Below are 20,313 nucleotides of genomic sequence, written 5' to 3'. Positions count from 1 at the left end.
AGGTGATTTTCGCATTCTACTTCAAACATAGTTAAAAAAACATTAATTTCCTAGTTTTTACTACGTTTGCTAACTATGACTGATGATTTAATACATATATATTGTATGCCAGGTATGGCGGCAAGTCCTGCCATTTTTGAATATATTAAACTACCTACGGATAAATTTGAATTACATTATTTAGAGTGGAGCATTCCTGCAAAAGGAATTTCGCTAGCTGAATATGCTAAAAACATGTGCACTAGGGTTCAGCACGATAATGTAGTATTGTTAGGTGTGTCATTAGGTGGGCTTTTAGTTCAAGAAATGACCACCTTTCTTAATGTAAGAAAGGTTATTATTGTGTCTAGTGTAAAAACTAGATATGAGTTACCTAAAAGAATGTTATTTGCAAGGTATACTAAGGTTCATAAATTATTGCCTACTGGTTTGGTCAATAATGTTGAGTTATTAGCTAAGTATGCTTTTGGAGAAAGTGTAGTTAAAAGAATTTCTTTATATGAGCGTTATTTATCTGTACGTGATAAATATTATATAGATTGGTGTATAGATAAGGTAGTAAATTGGAAGCAAGAAATTCCAATTGAAAACCTGGTTCATATACAAGGAGATAAGGATACTGTATTTCCAATTTTACATATTAAAGATTGTATAACTTTAGAAAATGGTACCCATACCATGATAATTCATAGAGCAAAATGGTTTAACGAGAACTTACCAACAATTATTTTGGAATAAGAAAGTTCTATATATACCTTTGATAGTAATATTGTAGAAAGAGAAAATTTAAAAGAAATAAAGCCATGAAAACTATAAAAAATATTTTAATGCTATTAGGTGTAGTGTTTGTAGCTGGAACGTTAATATTTGCGGTTCAAGGTACTGATGCTATTTCACCAAAAAACAATGTTGTTGTTAATGATAGTATTCAGAAAAATGTTGCAAAATCCTATAAGATATCATCTATTGATATTCCTGAAAATTTAAATTTTGCTGGGGAAGTTGTGCCACAAGAAGATCCAGAAATTATGGAGAGGGTAGATCGTGAGTTTTTGGTAAATACCTATTGGCAATCAAATGCTTTGCTACTAATAAAACGAGCAAATAAATTTTTCCCAATTATAGAACCTATTTTAGCTAAAAATGGAATTCCTGATGATTTTAAATATTTAGCAGTTGCTGAAAGTGGCCTTACCAATGTGGTGTCTCCAGCAGGCGCAACCGGGTTTTGGCAAATAATGAGAGAAACGGGAAAGGAGTATGGACTTGAGGTAAATTCCAATGTCGATGAACGTTATCATTTGGAGAAATCTACTGAGGTAGCTTGTAAGTATTTGAATAAATGGAAAAATAAATATGGTAGTTGGGCACTAACCGCTGCAGCATATAATGCTGGGCCAGGTGCAATAAATAAATACATGGGTATTCAGCAAGTGGATAATTATTGGGACTTGTTGTTAGGTGATGAAACAGGTAGGTATGTGTTTAGGATAATGGCTATAAAAGAAATTTTGGCTAATCCAGAAAAGTATGGCTTTCATATAGAAAAGGAAGATCTTTATGAGGCGGTACCGACCTTTAATGTTGAAATTGATAAACCAGTTAGCGATTTTGCAGATTTTGCGCAAGAATATGAAATCAACTATAAAATATTAAAGCGGCACAATCCGTGGTTGAGAGAGCCGCATTTAAATAATAGTTCAGGTAAAAAATACACTGTTGAAATTCCTAATAAAGGCTATTACAGAGAAACGAAATAGGTTTAAATCTTTTTCATTTGTTGTTGCATCATTTTTATTTGATCCGTCAACATATTGTTTTTATCTAATTTTTTAGCTTCATTAAGTAACATCGTAGCTTCTCTTTTGCGTCGCTTCTGCATTGCAATACCAGCTAAGCTAAGTTTAGCCATGGCCACATCGTAGTCCATTGTTAAACCTAATTTTAATGATTTTTTAAAGTATTTTTCAGCTTGAGTTAAATTAGTTTGAGAGAAAATGATACCATGAAGGTAGTTGTAATAACCTTGTTGTTTAACAGTTAAGGCTGCCTTAGGGCTTTTAATCTTGTCTAACCAGTTTTTGGTTCCTGCTAAATCTTGTTTACGCATTTTTAAAAATGCTAAAAGAATAATTTCATTTCTAAAATATAGGAAGATAAAAATTAATGACAGTAGTATAAGAAAAATACCATTTCCTATATTGCCTTCAATGAATTGATAAACGGAGTAGGCGATTATTAGTCCTGCAATAACTAATTTTAAATTTTTATTGAACATACGACTTTTTATTTGGTTTGCTTAGTGGTGTTAATATAATGTACTTTTGTTTGAAATGCTTTTAAAATAGAGCTATTTCAGTACTTAATTTCAATTTCGGCAAAATTAATCAAAAGCTTCGTTTTCGGACGTACGGATTTATAAAAATATTTTTTTCATAACCCTTGCTAAAGAAAAAAGTCTTTGTATATTTGCGCCCAGTTTCACAGAAGATTTTGTGATAATATCAAATAATAGAAAAGGTTTAAAACATGCCCGGACAAAAAAGAACATATCAGCCGTCAAAAAGAAAGAGAAAGAACAAACATGGTTTTCGTGAGCGTATGGCTTCCGTAAATGGTAGAAAGGTTCTTGCAAGAAGAAGAGCAAAAGGAAGAAAGAAATTAACTGTTTCCTCTGAACCAAGACATAAAAAATAATGATTTTATAGTTTTTAAAATATTTAGGTGTTACTTTTCTGAAAGTAGCACCTTTTTTTTGACCAATTCCCAAAATACTCATATCAAAAATGCCAAAAAGAAAAGATTTAAACTCAGTTTTATTAATAGGATCAGGACCAATTGTAATAGGTCAAGCGTGTGAATTCGATTATGCCGGTAGTCAATCATTACGATCATTACGCGAAGATGGTATAGAGACTATACTTATTAATAGTAACCCAGCAACGATAATGACAGATCCATCTATGGCGGATCATGTTTATTTGAAACCTTTAACTACAAAATCAATTGTAGAAATTCTAAAAGCTCATCCACAAATTGATGCTGTATTACCTACAATGGGTGGGCAGACTGCTTTGAATCTTTGTATTGAGGCTGATAAGAAAGGAATTTGGGAAGATTTTGGGGTTGAATTGATAGGAGTTGATATTGATGCAATTAATATAACTGAAGATAGAGAGAAATTTAGAGAGTTGATGTTAAAGATTGGTGTTGGCATGGCACCGCAAGCAACAGCAACGTCTTTCTTAAAAGGAAAAGAAATAGCACAAGAATTTGGCTTTCCGTTAGTAATACGAGCGTCATATACACTAGGTGGGGCAGGTGCTTCTATAGTGTATAAGCCAGAAGATTTTGATGAATTGTTAAGTTATGGTTTGGAAATTTCTCCAATACATGAAGTAATGATCGATAAAGCCTTAATGGGCTGGAAAGAGTACGAATTAGAATTACTACGCGATAAAAATGACAACGTTGTTATCATCTGTACCATTGAGAACATGGATCCAATGGGGATCCATACCGGTGATTCTATAACAGTTGCGCCAGCAATGACATTATCTGATAAAACGTTTCAGAAAATGCGAGATATGGCAATTTTAATGATGCGCAGTATTGGTGATTTTGAAGGAGGATGTAATGTACAATTTGCCGTTAGTCCAGATGAAAAAGAAGATATAATAGCAATTGAAATTAACCCAAGAGTATCTAGATCATCAGCCTTAGCGTCTAAAGCTACGGGCTATCCTATTGCTAAAATTGCAACAAAGTTAGCTATAGGTTATTCCTTAGATGAGTTAGATAATCAAATTACAAAATCAACATCGGCTTTATTTGAACCAACCTTAGATTATGTAATTGTAAAAATACCACGATGGAACTTCGACAAGTTTGAAGGTTCGGACCGTACATTAGGCTTACAAATGAAGTCTGTTGGAGAAGTAATGGGTATCGGGAGATCTTTTCAAGAGGCATTACACAAAGCCACACAATCGTTGGAAATTAAGCGCAATGGTTTAGGAGCGGATGGTAAAGGGTATAAAAACTATGAGCAAATTATCAGCAAGTTAACAATACCGAGTTGGGACCGTGTTTTTGTTATCTATGATGCTATACAAATGGGTATACCATTAAGTAGAATACATGAAATCACAAAAATAGATATGTGGTTTCTTAAACAATATGAGGAATTAAATTTCTTAGAAAAAGAAATTTCAAAATATACTATAGCTACCCTAACTAAAGATTTGCTTTTAGAGGCAAAACAGAAAGGATTTGCAGATAGGCAAATAGCCCATATGTTAGACTGCTATGAAAGCGAAGTTTACAATAAACGAACTGAGCTAAATATAAATAGGGTTTACAAGTTGGTAGATACCTGTGCTGCTGAGTTTAAAGCAATGACACCTTATTATTATTCAACTTTTGAAGCTGAAATTGAAAAACCAGATGGAACTCGATATGTTGAAAACGATAGCGTAGTTACGGATAGGAAAAAGATTGTTGTATTAGGTTCAGGACCTAACCGTATTGGTCAAGGTATTGAGTTTGACTATTGTTGTGTGCATGGAGTTTTGGCTGCGGCAGAATGTGGATATGAGACAATAATGATTAATTGTAATCCAGAAACGGTTTCAACCGATTTTGATACGGCTGATAAACTTTATTTTGAACCCGTATTCTGGGAGCATATTTATGATATCATTCGTCATGAAAAGCCAGAAGGAGTAATCGTACAATTAGGTGGTCAAACAGCACTTAAATTAGCGGAAAAACTATCTAAATATGGTATTAAAATAATAGGTACTAGTTTTGAAGCTTTAGATCTTGCAGAAGACAGAGGGAACTTTTCTAAATTACTACAAGACAACAATATCCCTTTCCCACAATTTGGCGTAGCAGAAACGGCCGAAGAAGCATTGGCATTATCAGATGAGTTAGACTTTCCATTATTGGTTAGGCCATCTTATGTACTAGGAGGGCAAGGAATGAAAATTGTAATTAATAAGGCAGAGTTAGAAGAGCATGTTGTAGATCTTCTTCGTAAAATACCGAATAATAAACTTTTATTAGACCATTATCTTGATGGTGCCATTGAAGCAGAGGCTGATGCTATTTGCGATGGCGAAGATGTTTATATTATAGGTATAATGGAGCATATAGAGCCATGCGGAATTCACTCAGGGGATTCTAATGCAACACTGCCACCATTTAATTTAGGTGAATTGGTAATGCAACAGATTAAGGATCACACTAAGAAAATTGCTCTGGCATTAAATACAGTTGGGCTCATTAATATACAGTTTGCAATAAAAGATGAAGTGGTCTATATTATTGAAGCAAACCCAAGAGCTTCCCGTACCGTACCATTTATTGCCAAAGCTTATAAAGAGCCCTATGTTAATTATGCAACTAAAGTAATGTTGAGAGAAAAGAAAGTGAAAGATTTTAAATTTAATCCTCAACTTGAAGGATTTGCTATTAAGCAACCCGTATTTTCTTTTAATAAATTTCCGAACGTTAATAAAAATCTAGGACCAGAAATGAAGAGCACCGGAGAAAGTATTCTATTCATTGATAGTTTAAAAGATGATGAATTTTACAACCTTTATGCAAGGCGTAAAATGTATTTAAGTAAATAGGTCTAATTAATAGACTTGTGTTTTAGGTAGAAGGAAATCTAGATTATTGTTTAAGTTTTCCTTCTGCATATAACTTTCTAATTTCTTTCTTATCAAATTTACCTACGCTTGTTTTTGGTACTTGACTTATGGTGACGTAGTAATCCGGTATTTGATAATTAGCAAAATCTTTAGAAAGATATTTTTTCAGTTCTTCCTTAGAAATTGGTTTGTTAATATCTGTTAGAACAATGGTTGCTAACGGCCTTTCTGCCCACTTTTTATCAGGAACAGCAATTACGGCAGCTTCTTTAATATTAGGGTGTGCCATTAATGCGGATTCTAAGGCAACGCTAGAAATCCATTCACCTCCACTTTTTATCAAATCTTTAGTACGATCCGTAATTTCCATGTAACCATCAGCATCAATAGTGCTTACATCACCTGTTCTAAACCAACCATCATCTGTAAAATTATCTCGGTTATTCGTTTTAAAATAAGACTTTATAACCCAAGCACCTTTTACTTGTAACTCACCCATAGTTCTGCCATCGCGTGGTGCAATTTGTCCGTTATCTCCAACAACTCTCATCTCTATACCAGGAAATTCGATACCTTGTTTAGCTCTTATTTTTAGTTGTTCTTTTAGGGTTAAATCTTTGTGCTTTTTTTGAAGCCTGCTGGCAGTACCAAGAGGAGATGTTTCCGTCATTCCCCATGCTTGTACTCCTTTAATACCAAAATCCTTTTCAAAATTTTCAACTAAACTTGCGGTTAGTGCAGAGCCTCCTACTAAATACTCTTCTAATGCTAATTTCTTTTTTGGAGGATTCTTTTTCAATTCTTCATATACACCCATCCATATAGAAGGTACACCGTTTGCTTTATTAACCTTTTCAAGCTCTAATATTCTAATAATTGCCTCAGGTTGTAGGTGAAGTGAAGGCATTACCATATCTGAGCCAGTTAAAAGACACATATATGGAAAGCCCCATGCCATAACATGAAATTGAGGTACTATTAGTAGTATTATATCGTCATTACTATAATTTCCTGCATTTGGTGATAAAATGGTCATGGCATGTAAATACGTAGATCTATGGGAATATAAAACGCCTTTGGGCATACCTGTTGTTCCACTTGTATAACACATACCACATGCATCGTTTTCATTCAGTTTAGGCCATTGAATAGTGTCTAATTGATCTTCAATTAATTTTTCATAATGAATTGTATTTAATAGCGAAGTAGTAAAACCATCATGAGCATTTATAATGATATATTTTTCTACCGTTTCTAATTTTGGCGCAATTTTTTCTAGAAGCGGAACTAAAGTTGCATCCACAAAAATTACTTTATCTTCTGAATGATTGATGATAAATTCGGTTTGTTGAGAAGACAAACGAATATTTATAGTATGGCAAATAGCACCTATTCCGGGTATACCGTAGTAAAGCTCTACATGTTGATAATGGTTCCAAGCAAAAGTACCAATCATGTCACCTTTTGTAATTCCTAGTTTATTTTTTAGGGCGTTTGCTAATTGGCAGCAACGCCTTTCAAGCGCTCCATATGTATATTCGTGTCGAGTTCCGTTAGGTAGATGAGAAATTAGTTTCTTATCAGGAAAGGCGCTTTTGGCATAGTTTAAAATGGTGTTTGTGGTAAGTGGGTAATCCATTATTAATCCGTTCATAAAAGCGTAGTTAAAAGTGAAAAAATTGCTTGAATATTAAATTTAATGAAATTAAAGAGAGAAATCATTAAAATATTAACATTATCAGACATAGAAATTCTATTGGCGGCATATAATCTTTAAGTTACTCTTTTAGGTTAAAAAATTATTTTATTATATAATCCAATTTTACCTTTTAATATTAATCTTGTCTGGTGTTAAATTAAATTGATTAAGGTTGAAAAGAGTAGTATCGGTTATGGTTGTCGTAGTATTAGTGTTTTTAGGATTAACCTATTGGTCATTGTCTAGCACTGATAAAACCTTTGATACTTGTGAGATTGTTGGGCTTTCAGATGTAGAAAAGATAGATTTTGAAAGGTATGACTCTGTTTTAGTTGCAGCTAGCACTTTATATGAAGGAAATAGTATTAAAAACGTGATGCAGGGCGAGCAGTATAGAAAAGCATGGTCTACACCTGTTAAAGTACCTATCTTATATTTAAATAATTTAGATGGGAATGCAAAAGTTTTAGAGGAAGGTGGCGGACAGCAAACTCATTCTTTAAAATTACAGAAAGATAATGGTACATTAATGACATTGCGGAGCGTTTCTAAAGACCCTTCTCCGTTAGTGCCAAAAGTTGCTAAAACTTTAGGTATTGAAAATATAGTAGTTGACGGTATTTCCGCTCAACATCCTTATGCCGCATTAGTGGTGGCTCAGCTTTCAGAAAAAGCCAAAATTCTAAATACGAAACCTAAAGTCGTTTTTGTGCCAAAACACGAGAGGTTATCTTCATATAATGATAAATATGGTAATCGTCTGTTCTTATTAGAATATGAAACAAAAGGTAATGCCAAATGGTTAGGTCTAAAAAATGTAGATTCATTAGTGGATACAGATGACCTGCAAGAACTTAAAATAAATAATTCTAGCAAGGTTGGGATTAATATAAATTCGTTGGTAAGGGCGCGTTTATTTGATTTATTAATCGGTGATTGGGATCGCCATGCAAAACAATGGGGATGGGCAATAGAAAATATTGGAGATTCAATTAATGCAATTCCACTACCTTGTGACAGGGATAATGCATTTTTTAATCTCGAAGGCGTATTGCCTACAATAATTTCAAACAATGCATTACTTCCTGAAGTACAGTCTTTTGAGAATGAAATTGATTTTTTACCGGGGTTAATTTCTCCGTTTGATGTTTATTTCATGAGAGATATACCACAATCTACTTTTGAGCAAGAAGCTAAGGAATTACAGCTTTTATTAACAGATGAGGTTATTGAGGCGTCTTTCTCTGTTTGGTCCGATGAAATTTATGAGTTGGACGGCAAGGAACTAATTACGAAAATAAAAAATAGACGGGATGATCTTATTAGCTATGCAATTCTATTTCAACAAGAGCTTTTGAAAAGTAAAGAATTGACTGAAGCATTAAAAGGGTCCGAAGATGTAAAGATGACCAAAGCACAAATGGCTTGTTTTAATTGTGCTAGTAATTAGAATTCGAAATGAATAGTAAAAACCAATAAACTTATAATGATGAATAAGTCTATAGTATTGAAAACTGAAAAATATATTAAAAATTTGTTGTCCGATCAGATGAACAAGAACTTTCTTTTTCATAGTCAAGGTTATGCTAACAGGACCATTAATAAAGCAAAAAAGATTATAGAAGATTCAAAAGATATAGATGAACATAAAGTACTAATTGCCTCATGGTTTATACATGCTGGTTTTGCTGTAGATTATAATAATCATATTAAAGAAAGTGTAAAATTAGCGACCAATTTTTTACAAAAAAATAATTGTTCTCAAGAAGCTATTGATGAGGTAATTCATTTAATAGAAATTACTTGGCAAGATGACGAGCCTAATAATTCTTCTGAAGCAATTTTAAAGGATGTGGGAACTTGGTTTTATGCGTCTGAAGATTTTGAAGAAATGCTGCAGTTATTGAGATTAGAAAAAGAAAATTTTCACCAAACAATTCCCGATTTGGATACATGGAGATTAAACTATGTGGAAAAACTTCGAGTAAAACATAGGTTTTATACAGATTACGCGAAAGAAAATTGGCAAGAACAAAAAGAACTTAATATACTTTCTTTAATATCTAGACTTCAGAAAGCGGAAAAAACCGAAAAGAAAGAAATTTTAAAGGCAAAACTGAAAGATGAGAGTCCGCAACGGGCTATTCAATCCTTATATAGAATAGAACTTAGAAACCATATTAAACTTAGTGACATAGCAGATACAAAGGCAAATATTTTATTATCCGTCAATGCTATAATTATATCTCTTTTATTGGCTAATTTGTTGCCGAAATTAGATTCTCCATCAAATTCTTATCTCATTTACCCAACTGTAATTTTCATTCTGTTTAGTATAGCCTCCATGATTATGTCTGTTTTGGCAACAAGGCCCAAAGTGAGTAATTCTGATATTGTTGGAGAAGATATTAAGAAGAAGGATACAAATTTCTTGTTCTTTGGAAATTTCCACTCAATGGAATTGAATGACTTTAAATCGAAATTAAGAGATATTATAAAGGATAAAGAATCTATCTATGATTCTTTAAGCATGGATTTGTATTATTTAGGAAAGGTATTACAGGAAAAATATAGGCTATTAAGATGGACATATACCGTATTTCTTACCGGCATAATTCTATCGGTCGTAGCATTCGGATTTGCACTAAAATATTATGGTATGGAAGGTGAACTATTAGATGCTGTAACTCCCACACCTAAATAATTAATATCAATTATACCAAACAGCGTATTTTTTACGTCTAAGCTCAATTGCTAATTGTTCTTCCATTTTTAATGCTTCGGTTCTAGTTTTTATTGGGTCTAGATGATTGAATAAGCTACCTCTTAAATACATACCATATTTATGTACAATTTTAGATGATAAATTATGCCCCTTTTTACTTAAAGTACCGTTTTTGTGTTGTTCAAAACGTTCTTTTGGTGTTTTGCTGGTCATACCCACATAAAGGCATTCTAAAACACCGTTAAATTGTGGGTTAGCTTCTCTAAATTTTCTATTTTCTGTAAATATCTTTTTAGATAGTTCAATAACGTATATAGAATACATATTATAGGTTTAAAATGTAGACCTCTGCATGTTTTAGGTTATTAATGGAAGTTATAAAATAATTATTCTATTACTTCAATACCCTCTGTAGTAAAAGAAAATGCCTGAGCACCTAATCCGCCAACCATAACCGCTTGAAACAAAGGAGTTAGTTGTTTTTTAGAATACCAGTCGATTATAAAATTTGCTCCACTACCACCAGAAGTATCTTGCTGCTCAATAACATAATCTATAGATTCCATCGGTTTAAGATAGACAGGGGAATCTATATAATTTCTTACCAAATCTCCCTCAGTATTGTAATAATCAATTTTCTTCACAAACAAGCTGTCTTTAATACTTGTATTTCTAATGCTTAAAGTAGCTGTTAGCAATATTCTCGTATCTCTGTTCTGATTATAAATATCAGAATAGATAGGTACATATACTTGTCTTATTAATGAATCTTGTATAATAGTATTTGTCCTTCGGTCTAAATGGTGTTCATCAAGAATTTCAACCGAAGTTTCTTCATTTGAATCATCTTTACAAGATGTCACCGTCGTTAGTATTAACGAAAAACAAATACTACTTAAAATAATTTTTATGTTCTTCAATTCTTATATTTTATTTCTCCCATTCCGTATGGAATATACCATCGCGATCTAATCTTTCATAAGTGTGCGAGCCAAAATAGTCCCGTTGCGCTTGTATTAAATTCAATGGCAATTTGCTAGAAGTGTATGCATCAAAATAAGTAAGTGAATTAGATAAGCCAGGTAATGGAATTCCGTTTATTACTCCAAAAGCAACTAGTTCTCTTGCGGCACCTACAGTTTCCTTTATTTTATTTACAAAATTTGGTGAAAGTAAAAGGTTCGGCAAGGTAGGTTCAGTCTTAAAAGCTTCCGTAATATCAGCTAATAGACCAGCACGAATAATACAACCTGCTCTCCATATTTTGGCAATTACGGAAATATCCAAATCATAACCATATTCTTTAGAAGCATCTGCCAATTGGTGCAAACCTTGCGCGTAGGTAATAATAAAAGAGAAATAAAGTGCCTTTTCGGAAAGTTCTTCTAGTTTCTTTTTATCCATATGAGCAACAGCAGGCCTATCGTAAAGCGCATCTGCTTTTACTCTTTCATCTTTTAAGGCAGAAAGTTCACGCATGCTAACTGCAATATCTATAGATGGTACGGGTATTCCTAAGTCCATTGCATTTTGGCTAGTCCATTTTCCTGTTCCTTTTTGTTTTGCTTTATCTAATATTTGATCTACCAAACGCCCTTTTGCCAATTCGTCTTCTTGCTCAAATATTTCAGAAGTTATTTCAACTAAAAACGATTGTAATCTACCAGCGTTCCAGTTAGAAAAAGTGTTGTGCAGATCATCATTACTATATTCTCCGCCTTTTTTAAGAACATCATAAATTTCAGAAGTCAGCTGCATCAATCCGTATTCAATACCATTGTGAACCATTTTTACATAATTACCGGCAGATTTGGGACCTAAATAAGCAACACATGGTTCACCTTTATATTTGGCAGAAACCGCTTCAAAAATTGGTTTAATATGCTCATAAGCAGATTTTGAACCGCCAGGCATAATACTTGGGCCTCTACGGGCACCTTTTGCACCTCCAGAAACGCCAGCGCCAAAAAAGTTAATAGCTCTATTTTGTAATTCAGCCTCTCTTCTGTCCGTGTCCGTGAAGAAAGAATTTCCTCCATCAATAATAATATCTCCTTTATCAATATGCGGAAGCAAAGAGTCTATTACGGAATCCACTATTTTACCGGCAGGTACTAAAAGCATTATTTTTCGCGGCTGTTTTAAATTTTTTACGAACGTTTTTATGTTACTAGAAGCATTTACTTTTTCTAAATCTCCTCCAAGTTCTTTCAATGAATTTACTTTTTCCCCATCTAAATCATATCCAAAAGCGGTAAAACCATTATCAGCTACATTAAGAATAAAATTTTGTCCCATTACCCCAAGACCAATCAAACCAAAATCATACATAAATTCAACGTTTTAAAATTAGAACACATTAAAGTCGCACCTTATTTTTAATTAATTTTGTGGACCTATGCCATATCAAAAATAATTTAAAATAATGACTTAATTTCTAAATTCTATTGTAAAGAATGAGCGTAATGGCTTTCTTTTTAGGATATTTGAGGAATAAAGAATAGAAGGGGTTTATGAAGAAAACAGAAAATCAAATGCTTATTATTTTCGGGGCATCTGGAGATTTAACCGCAAGAAAATTGATTCCTGCAATATTCAATTTATATAAAGGGGGCGATTTACCGGACAATTTTGTTGTTTTAGGAGTAAGTAGAAGCGATTTTGGAGATTTAAACTTTAGAAATAAAGTTGTTTTAGAGAGTCCTTATTTAGAAGATGAACGAAAAGAGCACGACCAAGCTTTTATTCAAAAATTTGCGGACAAGCTATTTTATGAAGATTTAGGTTCTGATTATGATACCTCTTATGAACGTTTAGAGAAGCGTATATCAGACTTAGATCAAAAATATGGCACTAATGGCAATCATATTTTTTATTTATCTACGCCCCCTAGTCTTTACGAACCAATTGCTAAAAATTTATCTGACCAAGGATTAAATGATGAATCTGTAGGTTGGAGAAGGATTATTGTAGAAAAGCCATTTGGTTATAGCCTAAACTCTGCAAAGGAACTTAATGACGGTCTACATACATATTTTAAGGAAAACCAGATATTTAGAATAGATCATTATTTAGGTAAGGAAACGGTACAGAATTTATTGGTTACACGTTTTGCAAATAGTATTTTTGAACCCCTATGGAATAGGAATTATATACATCACGTGGAAATTACTAATGCAGAAAGTGTTGGCGTTGAGAAAAGAGGTGGATATTACGATAAATCCGGTGCCTTACGAGATATGTTTCAGAGCCATTTATTACAGATAGTTGCTTTAATAGTAATGGAGCCGCCTTTGAGTGCAGATGCCGAAGAAATAAGGAATGAAAAGTTAAAGGCGTTAAAGTCTTTAAAGATAATGACTGATGAAAAAACACTTTATGAAAATACTATAAGAGCACAATATGTGGCTTCTAAAATAGATGGTAAAGAAGTAAAGGGTTATCGTGAAGAGGAAGGAGTTGATAAAAATTCTACAACCGAAACATTTGCCGCCATTAAGTTTTTTGTAGATAATTGGCGTTGGGCAGATGTTCCATTTTATGTTAGAACGGCTAAGCGTATGCCTACAAAGGTGACTGAAGTAGTAATTCATTTTAAAACGCCACATCATCAAATTTTTAAAGAGTCGGGTATAAATAATAAGGATAATAAATTAATTATTCGTATTCAACCAGATGAAGGTATCTTAATAAAATTTGGTGTGAAAGTTCCAGGGCAAGGTTTTGAAGTAGAGCGTGCGAATATGGATTTCTACTATTCTAGCTTAACAGAAACGCATGTAATGGAAGCTTATGAAAGGTTGCTGCTTGATGCAATGCAGGGCGATGCAACTTTGTATGCAAGAGCTGATGAAGTAGAGGCTGCTTGGGCTTTTGTAGATCCTATTTTAGATTATTGGAAAAATGGCAAAAATGTAAAAATGTACGGATACTCTGCAGGAGTGTGGGGTCCGGAAAATGCGAACGATTTATTTGATGGGGTTAGCGAATGGCGTAATCCAAGTGAAAATTTAGCAGATGATCCTGGGTATTGTGTTATCTGTTAGTCAATTAAATTAAAGTTGTTCAAATTATAAGTTAAAATGGAAGTAAAAGTATTTCAAACTAAAGTAAAAGTTGCTGAAGAGTTTTCAAAGTTTTTAATTGAGAAATCAGCGAATAAAAAAACCTATCATATTGCGTTATCTGGCGGTAGTACACCTAAAATAGTATTTGATGTTTTAGCAGAAGAGTTTGCTGATGCTATAGATTGGAATGCTATTCATTTATATTGGGGAGATGAACGTTGTGTTGATCCTGAAGATGAACAAAGCAATTATAGAATGACTAAGGAGCATTTAATTTCTAAAGTTGCTATTCCTAAAGAAAACATACACCGTATAAAAGGAGAAAATGACCCAAAATCTGAAGCTGAACGTTATAGTGAAGTTTTAGAAACTGAATTACCAAAAGAACTGGGCTTACCGCAGTTTGATATGGTTATTTTAGGAATGGGTGATGACGGGCATACAGCATCAATATTCCCACATGAAATTAATTTGTGGGTTTCACCAGATAATTGTGAAGTAGCTATTCATCCAGAATCTGGTCAAAAACGAGTTTCACTAACAGGAAGGATGATAAATAATGCAAAAACAGTTGTCTTCTTAGTCACTGGTGAAAGCAAGGCAGAAAAAGTAAAGATAATAGTGGATAGGGAAGAAGGTTATTTAGAATTTCCTGCAAGTCACGTAGCACCCAAAACAAAAGACTTGGTCTGGTTTTTAGATGCTGCCGCTGCAAAGCTACTTACTTCATTTCAATCTTAATATTTTCGTTTTCTAATTCTTTAATATAATCTTTAGAAACAAAAGTTTTAGATTCAAATTTAGTATCTCTTTGCTGAGCTTCTATTTTTCTGTATTTACTACGTGCAAATCTACGAACCCCTTGGTCATCAGATACAATTAAGCCAGGTATTTGTACGTTTTTACCATCTTTACCTTTTGCTACCATAGTAAAGTAAGAAGAATTACAGTGCTTTCTTGTGCCCGATGTTATATTTTCAGATTCTACACGTACACCCACAACCATAGAGGTTTTTCCTGTATAGTTTATACTTGCTTTTAAGGTCACCAATTCACCAACTTCAATAGGGTTTAAGAAATTTACGCGATTAACCGATGCTGTTACACAGTATTGCTGTGAATGCTTAGAAGCACATGCAAATGCTATTTGGTCCATTAAACTTAATATGTGGCCTCCATGAACTTTTCCGCCAAAATTAGAATGGGAGGGAAGCATTAACTCGGTTATTGATACTCTTGATTCTCTTACGCTTTTAAACTTTTCCATAGAATTGCTGCTTATTTTTTAATTTCGGAAATGGGGAGATTTTTCGGCCTGTACGTTCGTGATAAAATATTTAGTGTCGCCAAGCCAAAAGAAGGTAGTATAGCGTTCTACATAATTAACCTTTACGTATTGCCCTTGGTATTCCTGAAGTTTGTCAATGACCTCTTGGTCTTTATCTAAAACTGAAAATGAGAATATTTGGGCACCGGAAATACCTTGGCTTATTTCGCCTTCCCAAGTTTTTACAAGTACTCCTTTATGGCTTATTTTTATTAGTTCTCCAGAGCGCACTCCTTCACTAAATGTCACAAAGTAAATAAAGGCATAATAAATAGCTCCAATAGCAATAAAGCCAACAACAATTAGGGATAAAATTTTTTTCATTTGTGTTTAAATATAGTTCTTAGGATACTTATAGTTTTAATTTAAGTTCTTCTTCGAAATCGTCATCTTCTATCGCTCTGTTTATAAGTGATTCGGGAATAGATTTCTTAGCTTTCGCACCCATCTTTTTTAATTTTTCAATGCTATTAATAATATTACCACGACCATCAACCAACTTGTTCATGGCACCACGGTATTCTCCTTTAGCTTCGTCCATTTTTTTACCCACTTTCATTAAATCGCTTACAAAGCCTTCAAATTTATCATAAAGCGCACCAGCTTGTCTAGCAATCTCAATAGCATTGCGTTGTTGTTTTTCATTATTCCACATACTATCAATGGTACGTAAGGTAGCAAGAAGTGTTGAAGGAGTTACTATAATAATATTTTGTTCAAAAGCTTTGTTGTATAAGGAGCTATCTTGATTTATGGCAATTGCAAAAGCAGGTTCTATGGGTACGAACATTAAAACAAAATCCGGACTCTCCATTTCATACAAATCTTCGTATTTCTTGGCAGATAATTGGTCTACGTGTCTTCTAAGAGAGTTAATATGGTCTTTTAAAAACTTATCTCTAAGTTCATCTTCAGTATTTACATAACGCTCGTAATCTGTTAAGGATACTTTAGAATCTACCACCATTTTTTTACCATCTGGGAGGTTGATTATGACATCTGGTAAAACTCGGCTACCATCTGCACGTGTAAAACTTTGCTGAACTATGTATTCTCGGTCTTTCTCTAAACCAGATTTTTCTAATACACGCTCCAAAACCAGCTCGCCCCAGTTACCTTGCATTTTACTATCACCTTTTAAGGCTTTGGTCAAGTTCTCCGCTTCTTGGGTAATTTTAATGTTTTGGGTTTGCAGATTTAGTAACTGTTCTTTTAAAGCGGAATGTATACTTATATTTTCTTTCTGACTTTCTTCTACCTTCCTTTCAAAAAGAAGTATTTTTTCATTTAATGGCGTAAGAATATTTTGGATATTCTTCTCATTGCGCTCGGTGAATTTTAAACTCTTTTCTTCCAATATTTTATTGGCAAGATTTTCAAACTCCTTAGTGAATTTCTCCTGAAGCTTTTCTACTTCATCTTTTTGATCTCTATTTTTTTGCTGTAAATTTTCTAAATCTGCCTGATAACGTACAATTTGATTACCAAGGTGTTCCTTTTCAGACTGCAAATGTGATTTTTGTTTTTCGCTCTCTTTTAATCTATCCTGAAATACAGAAAGGTTATTAAGCATTTGCTGCTCTCGTTCTTCTAAAGTGCTTTGACGAGATTTAGTTTTTAGAAGCTGAATATAGTTACCCAAAAAATATCCGATGGCAAGACAAAGGATTCCGATGACAAGGTATATATAAATTTCGTTCATTGGTACGCTAGTGTAATCTAGTAAAGATACTTGTTTGCAGAGTAAAGATTAAATGAGGCGGTATGTTTTAATTAACATCCCTTAATTAAATTTTGATAAATATTTAAATTTCTATTTCTTAATCTTGAAAGAACTGGTGTTTGTGTCAAAAAAAATCATATCAGTAGGGAAGAGGGTATCAAAATTTTTATTTTCTATAAGCTTTGTTGGTTCGTTAAATACATTGTTTAAACCATCTAAAATCAGTATTTTATCACATAATTGGATAGCAAGATCAATTTCGTGACTTGTAAACAATATAGTCTTATTTGTTTCATGCGCAATAGATTTTAAAAGTTTCAAAATTTGAACTTTATGGTATAAATCTAAATGAGTAGTAGGTTCGTCTAGCAAAATAACATCGGTATCTTGAATTAATGCTCTGGCAATAAGTACCCGCTGTAATTGACCGTCACTCAACTGAAAACATTTTTTGTCTAAGAAAGGTTCTAATTTTAAAAGGTTAATACTATTGTTAATAATGGAAATATCTTCATCAGCCAATTTACCTAACCAATTAGTGTAAGGTTGTCTGCCCAAAGCCAATAGCTCATAAACCGATAAGTTTTTTGAAGCAATAGCTTCCGTAAGAACGACGCTTATTTTAGATGCTATTTGCAGTTCATTATATGCTTTTAAATCTTTTCCTTCAATTTTAACGGAACCTGAAATTTTTGGTTGAAAATTACCTAAGGTGCGTAACAATGTAGATTTTCCTATTCCATTGATACCAACAATAGCGGCAAGTTCCCCTTTCTTTAATTCGAAAGTAATAGAAGAAGCAATAATATTATCATCGTACCCAATAGATAGGTCGGTTACCTGTAAGATGCTATTTAATTTGCTGTTACTGATGACTTTTGTTTTATATTAAAATATCATTTTTCTTTTTCTAACCAACAGCCAAATTACTAATGGAGCACCAAAAATACTAGTGATGGCATTAATTGGTAAAACACTTACGGAACCTGGTAGTTGAGCTATTGTATCGCAGATCAACATTAGGATTGCTCCACAGAAAAGTACCGCGGGAATTTGAATTTTATGGTCGGTCGTGTGTAATAACTGTTTGGTTATATGGGGTACGGCTAAGCCTACAAAGGCAATAGGACCGGCAAAGGCAGTTATAGATCCAGCTAGTAACCCTGTAGCAATTATGATGATGTACCGCGATTTTTTTAAACTAATACCTAAACTTTTGGCATAGTTTTCCCCTAATAAAAAAGCGTTCAAAGGCTTAATGGATATGATACTGAGAAATAAACCCACCATGGTACAAATGGCGACAATTAGTAATTGTACCCAAGATAAATTACCCAGGCTACCAAATGACCAAAAAATATAGTGTTGCAATTTTTCTGCTTTAGTAAAATAGGACAATACACTTACAATAGCAGCTGTAATACTCCCAAACATAAGGCCTATAATTAAAAGTGCCATTGTATCTTTTACTTTTGCCGCCACAACTAGAACTAATGATAACACTAAAAAACTACCAAGGCTAGATATTATGGCCAGGGAGATATTGTTAAAAGCTGAAAAGCCAAAAAAACCTGAGAATAATGAAGATCCCATAATTAAAAGTGCTGCTCCTAAACTGGCACCGGAACTTATACCCAAAACATAGGGTCCTGCTAATGGGTTTCTGAACAAAGTCTGCATTAACAATCCACTTAACGAGAGTCCGCTACCCACCATTATAGCAGTGATAGCTTTTGGGAATCGGTATTGCCAAATAATATAAGAGGTGGAAGAATCATCAGCTGTCGAACCAACTAATACATTTAGGGTATCTACAAAAGAAATACTAACAGAACCTAAGCTTAAATTAAATATAAAGCATATGAGCAATACTACCAGTAGTGCTAAAAAATGAAAGCTATAAGTAGATATATTTGACAACTAAAGCAAAGGTTTAAAAAAGAAAGGTTCATAGTTAGGAAGTAATCCTGGGTGCAAAATATGAATTAAATCTTTTAGTACAAGGTCTGGTCTTTGTGGTGCCAATTCATAGTATAGTGTGCCACCAGTTTCACCTATTGTGTTTGCGGTAGTGAATATTTTTTTGCTTTGAAAAGCATTAAACTGGGAATAATGCTGACTTGCAGATTTCATTTCTTGGTAAGATAAATATTGTGCAGGACCTATCCAATAATCGGCATGTTGCCCAACATCAAGAACACTCTCCCAGCTCAAGGATAAACTTCCATTTTCGTCAGTGGTGTTCCAAAGGTAATTTGAATTGGCATCTTGTAGAAAATTTGCCGCCCAACTTTTGCCACCAGGTAAATACCACACATCTTTATAAAGAGCGCCACACAGTACAGTTGGTCTATACGTTGCTTTAGAAGCTATTTTTTTAGCTTCTAAGTACGATTTTTCTATTCTAGTAAATATAGCATTAGCTTGTTCGGTTTTATTAAAAAATAGAGCGAAGAATTTAATCCATTCTGCCTTGCCTAAAGGAGTTTCTTCCACCCAATCGCCATTATATACCACCGGGATTTTAGCGCGTTGTATAGTTTCATAAGTGTTGTTACTATTGTTTATAGCAAAACCAAAAACAAGGTCAGGTTGTAAAGCTAAAACAGCCTCGGTATTTAAATTTTCATTAACGCCTAATTCTTTTATCTTCCCAGAGTCGATTAAATTTCTTGCTGCCTTAGAAGAAATGTATTTGGTATCGGGAAAGCCAATAAGTTTGTCCAAAATACCTAATTCTTCTAAAGCAGGGATATGCGTTGTTGACGTAACCACCATGTTTTCTAATGGTGTAGAAATAATTTCGTCGTATTCATTTTTGTTTAAAGTTATTGTAGCAAGAATTTCTTTTGGGATTAAGGCGTAGGTGAATGTTTTTTCTGAATTGACCCAAGGTTTTAATACTTTAATTAAAGTGATTCCGGAAGCTTGTTTCTCTACGGAAAAACCTTTGGCATAGGTTACTTCTGTATTTTGAGTTGGTGTTTTTGTGGATATGGAGTTTTCTTTCTCATTCTTACATCCCCATAAAAAAAGTACAAGAATTAAAACAATTTGGTGTTTAAGCATTTTAATTTATATCTGTTTTTCAAAAGTAGTATTATAAAAGTTT

At 33.4% G+C, this 20,313-nt stretch carries 19 protein-coding genes; 8 read left to right on the top strand and 11 right to left on the bottom strand.

Features of this window, described 5'->3' with window-relative positions; translation table 11 throughout:
• The first annotated feature begins 75 nt into the window (after window positions 1–75).
• Window positions 76–738, top strand: coding sequence for an alpha/beta hydrolase (locus tag BTR34_RS00400; RefSeq protein ID WP_068484549.1), 663 nt, complete (start codon window positions 76–78; stop codon window positions 736–738).
• Window positions 739–803: 65 nt separating this feature from the next.
• Window positions 804–1,760, top strand: a complete 957-nt coding sequence (locus tag BTR34_RS00395; RefSeq protein ID WP_068484550.1) for a lytic transglycosylase domain-containing protein — start codon at window positions 804–806, stop codon at window positions 1,758–1,760.
• 2 nt (window positions 1,761–1,762) lie between these two features.
• On the opposite strand, the gene BTR34_RS00390 is transcribed toward BTR34_RS00395, so the two are convergent.
• A complete protein-coding gene (locus tag BTR34_RS00390) occupies window positions 1,763–2,278 on the bottom strand; it encodes a hypothetical protein (RefSeq protein WP_068484551.1) in 516 nt (171 codons plus the stop codon).
• A 251-nt stretch (window positions 2,279–2,529) separates the two neighbouring features.
• Here BTR34_RS00390 and rpmH point away from each other — a divergent pair, with 251 nt between their 5' ends.
• A complete protein-coding gene (gene rpmH / locus BTR34_RS00385) occupies window positions 2,530–2,697 on the top strand; it encodes a 50S ribosomal protein L34 (RefSeq protein WP_068484552.1) in 168 nt (55 codons plus the stop codon).
• 89 nt (window positions 2,698–2,786) lie between these two features.
• Entirely contained in the window at window positions 2,787–5,639 is a 2,853-nt protein-coding gene (gene carB / locus BTR34_RS00380) for a carbamoyl-phosphate synthase large subunit (RefSeq protein WP_068484553.1), read from the top strand.
• 43 nt (window positions 5,640–5,682) lie between these two features.
• On the opposite strand, the gene BTR34_RS00375 is transcribed toward carB, so the two are convergent.
• Window positions 5,683–7,314, bottom strand: coding sequence for a long-chain fatty acid--CoA ligase (locus BTR34_RS00375; protein ID WP_068484554.1), 1,632 nt, complete (start codon window positions 7,312–7,314; stop codon window positions 5,683–5,685).
• 217 nt (window positions 7,315–7,531) lie between these two features.
• On the opposite strand from BTR34_RS00375, the gene BTR34_RS00370 reads away from it, so the two are divergent.
• The gene (locus BTR34_RS00370) at window positions 7,532–8,809 is read left to right on the top strand and encodes a hypothetical protein (RefSeq protein WP_235843199.1); all 1,278 of its coding nucleotides are present in this window, start codon (window positions 7,532–7,534) and stop codon (window positions 8,807–8,809) included.
• A gap of 39 nt (window positions 8,810–8,848) precedes the next feature.
• Window positions 8,849–10,063 carry a Pycsar system effector family protein gene (locus BTR34_RS00365; protein ID WP_068484556.1) on the top strand — a complete coding sequence of 405 codons (1,215 nt, stop codon included), beginning with the start codon at window positions 8,849–8,851 and terminating at the stop codon, window positions 10,061–10,063.
• A 6-nt stretch (window positions 10,064–10,069) separates the two neighbouring features.
• Here BTR34_RS00365 and BTR34_RS00360 read toward each other — a convergent pair whose 3' ends face one another.
• From BTR34_RS00360 to gndA, 3 genes are all read right to left on the bottom strand, one after another.
• Complete coding sequence (locus BTR34_RS00360; protein ID WP_068484557.1) at window positions 10,070–10,408, bottom strand: GIY-YIG nuclease family protein; 339 nt, start codon at window positions 10,406–10,408, stop codon at window positions 10,070–10,072.
• Between the two features lie 62 nt (window positions 10,409–10,470).
• Window positions 10,471–11,004 (bottom strand): DUF3124 domain-containing protein, encoded by a 534-nt coding sequence (locus BTR34_RS00355; protein WP_068484558.1) that lies wholly within the window; start codon window positions 11,002–11,004, stop codon window positions 10,471–10,473.
• Window positions 11,005–11,014: 10 nt separating this feature from the next.
• Complete coding sequence (gene gndA, locus BTR34_RS00350; protein WP_068484559.1) at window positions 11,015–12,415, bottom strand: NADP-dependent phosphogluconate dehydrogenase; 1,401 nt, start codon at window positions 12,413–12,415, stop codon at window positions 11,015–11,017.
• A 182-nt stretch (window positions 12,416–12,597) separates the two neighbouring features.
• Here gndA and zwf point away from each other — a divergent pair, with 182 nt between their 5' ends.
• Window positions 12,598–14,130, top strand: a complete 1,533-nt coding sequence (gene zwf / locus BTR34_RS00345) for a glucose-6-phosphate dehydrogenase (protein WP_068484560.1) — start codon at window positions 12,598–12,600, stop codon at window positions 14,128–14,130.
• A gap of 36 nt (window positions 14,131–14,166) precedes the next feature.
• On the top strand, window positions 14,167–14,892 hold the full coding sequence (gene pgl, locus BTR34_RS00340) for a 6-phosphogluconolactonase (protein WP_068484561.1): 726 nt from the start codon (window positions 14,167–14,169) through the stop codon (window positions 14,890–14,892).
• Here pgl and BTR34_RS00335 read toward each other — a convergent pair.
• From BTR34_RS00335 to BTR34_RS00310, 6 genes are all read right to left on the bottom strand, one after another.
• Window positions 14,873–15,418: an acyl-CoA thioesterase gene (locus tag BTR34_RS00335; RefSeq protein ID WP_068484562.1), complete on the bottom strand. Its 546-nt coding sequence runs from the start codon at window positions 15,416–15,418 to the stop codon at window positions 14,873–14,875. The two genes, pgl and BTR34_RS00335, sit on opposite strands and share 20 nt — an antisense overlap.
• Before the next feature lie 18 nt (window positions 15,419–15,436).
• Window positions 15,437–15,802 (bottom strand): 6-phosphogluconate dehydrogenase, encoded by a 366-nt coding sequence (locus BTR34_RS00330; RefSeq protein ID WP_068484563.1) that lies wholly within the window; start codon window positions 15,800–15,802, stop codon window positions 15,437–15,439.
• 28 nt (window positions 15,803–15,830) lie between these two features.
• Window positions 15,831–17,180: a DNA recombination protein RmuC gene (gene rmuC, locus BTR34_RS00325; RefSeq protein WP_068484564.1), complete on the bottom strand. Its 1,350-nt coding sequence runs from the start codon at window positions 17,178–17,180 to the stop codon at window positions 15,831–15,833.
• 111 nt (window positions 17,181–17,291) lie between these two features.
• A complete protein-coding gene (locus tag BTR34_RS00320) occupies window positions 17,292–17,993 on the bottom strand; it encodes an ABC transporter ATP-binding protein (protein ID WP_317043895.1) in 702 nt (233 codons plus the stop codon).
• A 96-nt stretch (window positions 17,994–18,089) separates the two neighbouring features.
• Entirely contained in the window at window positions 18,090–19,121 is a 1,032-nt protein-coding gene (locus tag BTR34_RS00315) for a FecCD family ABC transporter permease (protein WP_082960159.1), read from the bottom strand.
• A complete protein-coding gene (locus BTR34_RS00310; RefSeq protein ID WP_068484566.1) occupies window positions 19,122–20,270 on the bottom strand; it encodes an ABC transporter substrate-binding protein in 1,149 nt (382 codons plus the stop codon).
• Between the last annotated feature and the right edge of the window lie 43 nt (window positions 20,271–20,313).

The sequence above is a fragment of the Maribacter hydrothermalis genome (assembly GCF_001913155.1).
Classification (GTDB): Bacteria; Bacteroidota; Bacteroidia; order Flavobacteriales; family Flavobacteriaceae; genus Maribacter; species Maribacter hydrothermalis.
This window is presented reverse-complemented; position numbering and strand designations above follow the sequence as displayed.

Coding starts and splice junctions, on each gene's coding strand:
- rpmH (WP_068484552.1), top strand. CDS start 2,530: ATGCCCGGACAAAAAAGAACATATCAGCCGTCAAAAAGAAAGAGAAAG.
- BTR34_RS00400 (WP_068484549.1), top strand. CDS start 76: ATGACTGATGATTTAATACATATATATTGTATGCCAGGTATGGCGGCA.
- BTR34_RS00375 (WP_068484554.1), bottom strand. CDS start 7,314: ATGAACGGATTAATAATGGATTACCCACTTACCACAAACACCATTTTA.
- BTR34_RS00360 (WP_068484557.1), bottom strand. CDS start 10,408: ATGTATTCTATATACGTTATTGAACTATCTAAAAAGATATTTACAGAA.
- BTR34_RS00395 (WP_068484550.1), top strand. CDS start 804: ATGAAAACTATAAAAAATATTTTAATGCTATTAGGTGTAGTGTTTGTA.
- gndA (WP_068484559.1), bottom strand. CDS start 12,415: ATGTATGATTTTGGTTTGATTGGTCTTGGGGTAATGGGACAAAATTTT.
- BTR34_RS00310 (WP_068484566.1), bottom strand. CDS start 20,270: ATGCTTAAACACCAAATTGTTTTAATTCTTGTACTTTTTTTATGGGGA.
- pgl (WP_068484561.1), top strand. CDS start 14,167: ATGGAAGTAAAAGTATTTCAAACTAAAGTAAAAGTTGCTGAAGAGTTT.
- BTR34_RS00365 (WP_068484556.1), top strand. CDS start 8,849: ATGAATAAGTCTATAGTATTGAAAACTGAAAAATATATTAAAAATTTG.
- BTR34_RS00390 (WP_068484551.1), bottom strand. CDS start 2,278: ATGTTCAATAAAAATTTAAAATTAGTTATTGCAGGACTAATAATCGCC.
- rmuC (WP_068484564.1), bottom strand. CDS start 17,180: ATGAACGAAATTTATATATACCTTGTCATCGGAATCCTTTGTCTTGCC.
- zwf (WP_068484560.1), top strand. CDS start 12,598: ATGAAGAAAACAGAAAATCAAATGCTTATTATTTTCGGGGCATCTGGA.
- carB (WP_068484553.1), top strand. CDS start 2,787: ATGCCAAAAAGAAAAGATTTAAACTCAGTTTTATTAATAGGATCAGGA.
- BTR34_RS00335 (WP_068484562.1), bottom strand. CDS start 15,418: ATGGAAAAGTTTAAAAGCGTAAGAGAATCAAGAGTATCAATAACCGAG.
- BTR34_RS00330 (WP_068484563.1), bottom strand. CDS start 15,802: ATGAAAAAAATTTTATCCCTAATTGTTGTTGGCTTTATTGCTATTGGA.